Here is a 3,733-nt window from a genome sequence, read left to right as displayed (position 1 = left end):
ATATAATCGCTTTGAATTATTTTTCTATGCTTACATTTTTGAGTAATAAAATAAGTGATATTTATTTTTTTACAATAGTAAATATTATATATTTTACATTGATATTTTTAGTTGTTAATATATTATGTTTTTTTAGAATTTTGGCTTATATTTGTTCTGTTATTTTAATAATATGCACTGGATTTAGTATATATTTTATTAAAACTTACAATGTAGTTATTGATGGAAATATGGTAGCTAATGTATTTTTAACAGACAAAAGAGAAATGAGCGATTTATTTTCTTTATCTTTTGTATTTTTTATATTATTAAGCGTTGTATTACCAATAATTTTGCTAAGATTTATTAATATAAAAAAAGGTTATTATTTAGCTAAAATAGTTTCAATTATTTTAAGTGCTATATTGATTTTTGTCATAGTATTTACTAATTCTAGAACTTTTATACCTTTTATTAGAACTAATGATGACATAAGATATTACAATGTGCCATTTCATCAAATATATTCTGCTATTAAAATAACAAAATCAAAATTCACTCCTAAAGAAGAGATGGTAAAAATAGGGCTTGATGCTTCTATTCAAGATGATAATGAGAGCAAAACTTTTATTTTAGTAGTAGGAGAAACTGCAAGGGCAAAGAATTATTCTTTAGGCGGATATACTAAAAACGATACTAATTTTTATACTAAGAATTTAAATATTAATTATTTTAGTAATTTTACATCTTGCGGGACTGCCACTGCTCAATCTTTACCTTGTATGTTTTCATTGCATGATAGGGTGGATTTTAAAAAAGGTGAAAATTATGAGAATGTTTTAAATCTTTTAAATCGTTTTATTGATGTGTATTGGATAGATAATAATTCTGGAGGTTGTCAAAATGTTTGTAATGACATTAATTCTATTATTAAAAGTAAAGATTATGATGGATGGTTAGTTGATGAAACTAAGAATATATTAAAAAGTAAAAAAGATAAAAATACATTAATAATAGTGCATTTACAAGGTTCTCATGGGCCAAGTTATTATCTTAGATATCCAAAAGAATTTGAAAAATTTACTCCAACTTGTAATACAAATAAATTGCAAGAATGTAGCGAAGATAATTTATATAACACTTATGATAACACCTTGCTTTATACTGATTTTATAGTGGCTAGTTTGATTGAAGTTTTAAAGACTGATAATGCTGATAAAAAAGCTTTATTTTATCTAAGTGATCACGGAGAAAGTTTAGGAGAAAATGGGTTTTATTTGCACGGAATGCCATATTATTTAGCACCAAAAGAGCAAATTCAAATTCCGGCTATTTTATGGACTAATTATGAGTATAACAATAAAGATAAACTTGATTTTAAACTATCTCAAGATAATTTATTTAGTTCTTTATTAGGGTTTTTTAATATTTCTACAAAAGATTATAGGAAAAACTATGATTTATTTAGTATAGATTTAGAAAATAATTTATAAATAATATAAAAAATAAAATATTTATAAAATTTTTATTTAGTTTAATATTATTTTAATAATTGTGTGGTTATAATACGCCATTCCTTGTTTTAAAGGGTTGCAGCTAATAAATCGTTAATCATTTTTCAACTATACTCCTAAATGCAACCCTTTTAATCTCTTCAATATTTACGATTTTTACATATTATTTTTACTTTAATTTATTTGATATTTTTAAGGAGATTGTATGAGAAAAATATTATTAGCTTTAGGTATTTTGGTATCTTTAAGTGCTAATGAAAGTTTGTTTGAAAAGGGTGAATATAAAAAAGCTTATCCTAATTTTAAACAAGAATGTAATAAAGATAATTCTAATGCTTGCTATAGATTAGGAGAGATGAATGAATTTGGATTAGGAACGGGGATTTCTTATTCTTATGCTTATAAATATTATAAAAAATCTTGTGATTTGAATAATAAAAAAGCTTGTGGAAGTCTTGGAAAAATGTATTATCTAGGACTTGGCGTTAATAAGGATATAAAAAAAGCGAATGATTTATTGGATAATGCTTGTAAGAATGATATTTATGAAGCTTGTGATAATTATGCTTATTTACAGAAAAAAGAATATAAAGAATTTAAACAAGACGAATTATTTAAAGCTTGCAATGGTGGAATTGCTAATTCTTGTATAGAACTTGCTAATAATTTAAATCCTAATCAAGGAATTGATTTTTATTTAAGAGCTTGTGGTTTAGGCGATGATTATGGTTGTCAGATGGTGTCAAATTGGTATTTAACTACCCAAGTTGTTAATAATAAAATATCTAATTTTTCTGATTTAAGCGATAAAGAGTGTAATAATAAAAATTATAAAGCTTGCAAGTCAATAGGAGATGTTTATAGATATTTAAACAATATAGAAAAAACTCAAATGTATTATGAGCAAGGATGTGAATTAGATGATAAAGATTCTTGTGCTAGCTTAGCAGTATTACAAGAACATAATAATGATTTTGAAAAAGCTATAAAAAACTATGAAAAATCTTGTAAGATTGGCGATGGTTATTCTTGTTCTAGACTTGGATATATGTATGAAGATGGATTAAAAGATAATGATAAGACATATATCAAAACAGATTCTTCTAAATCAAAAAAATTCTTTCAAAAAGCTTGCGAATTAGGTTTTACTAAAGCTTGTAATTAATATTTTATACATTTTTTTTGCCTTTTTTTGTAAAAATTATATTTTTGCACTGAAGGGCAATAATAGAATTTATATATTTTCGTTAAATTAACCTTGTTTTGAAATTCAACAAGGAGAAATATTATGGCGGAAGCTGGAAAAATTATTAAATTAATAGGCGATGTTAAAGCTATTAATGTTAATGGTGAGAAGTCACTAAATGTAGGCGATGCAGTATCACTAAATGATACTATTAGAACAATCGGAAAAGATACAAGTGTTGATATAGAACTTAGCAGTGGCAAAGTTTTACATATTGTAGGAGATAATGTTGCAAAGATTGATAATAGTATTTTAACAAGTGAAAGCTTTGAAAATGAAGCTGCAATTGATGATAAAATCAATAACTTAATCAATAACTTAGTAAATAACAATGGAGAAATAGAATTAGACGCAACTGCTGCTGGTGAAGCTGGTGCTGCTGGTGCTACTGGAACATTAAATGATGTTGTGTTTGACCAATCAGGTAGCGAAAGCACAGTTTATGCAGATGTATTATCAAGAGAAGTTGATAATAATGTTATTACTAATTTTAACAACAACGGCTTAGGTGCTGCAAATCTTAATGATTTATTAGCACAAGGTAATCAAGTAACACCTGAAATTAATGGAGAAGCTAACAATGGCGAAATTCCTACAATTCCAGGAAATAATGGTGCTAATGACAATGTAGTTCCTGAAAATCCAGAAAATAATACAGGAAACAATACTCAACCTGAAGAAGATAAAACTGAAGATAATACTCAACCTGAAGTTAAACCTGAAGAAGATAAAACTGAAGATGTTGTAACTCCAGAAGTTAAACCTGAAGAAAAACCTGAAAATACTGAAGATGTTGTAACTCCAGAAGTTAAACCTGAAGATAAACCTGAAAACACTGAAGACAATAAACAACCTGAAGAAGATAAAACTGAAGATGTTGTAACTCCAGAAGTTAAACCTGAAGATAAACCTGAAAACACTGAAGACAATAAACAACCTGAAGAAGATAAAACTGAAGATGTTGTAACTCCAGAAGTTAAACCTGAAGATAAAC

The 3,733-nt window shown here is 26.3% G+C and carries 2 protein-coding genes and 1 pseudogene; all 3 read left to right on the top strand.

The annotated features are described in order from the left end of the window. Nucleotides 1-1,472: phosphoethanolamine transferase (locus tag KJQ97_RS08990; RefSeq protein ID WP_214120630.1), on the top strand; the 1,472-nt coding region annotated here is incomplete at its 5' end. 226 nt (nucleotides 1,473-1,698) lie between these two features. Then, on the top strand, nucleotides 1,699-2,658 hold the full coding sequence (locus KJQ97_RS08985) for a tetratricopeptide repeat protein (protein ID WP_214117959.1): 960 nt from the start codon (nucleotides 1,699-1,701) through the stop codon (nucleotides 2,656-2,658). 123 nt (nucleotides 2,659-2,781) lie between these two features. Beyond that, nucleotides 2,782-3,733: pseudogene (locus tag KJQ97_RS08980) on the top strand (hypothetical protein); the annotation flags it as partial.

It is taken from the genome of Campylobacter sp. 2018MI01 (genome assembly GCF_018501205.1).
Classification (GTDB): domain Bacteria; phylum Campylobacterota; class Campylobacteria; order Campylobacterales; family Campylobacteraceae; genus Campylobacter_E.
This window is presented reverse-complemented; position numbering and strand designations above follow the sequence as displayed.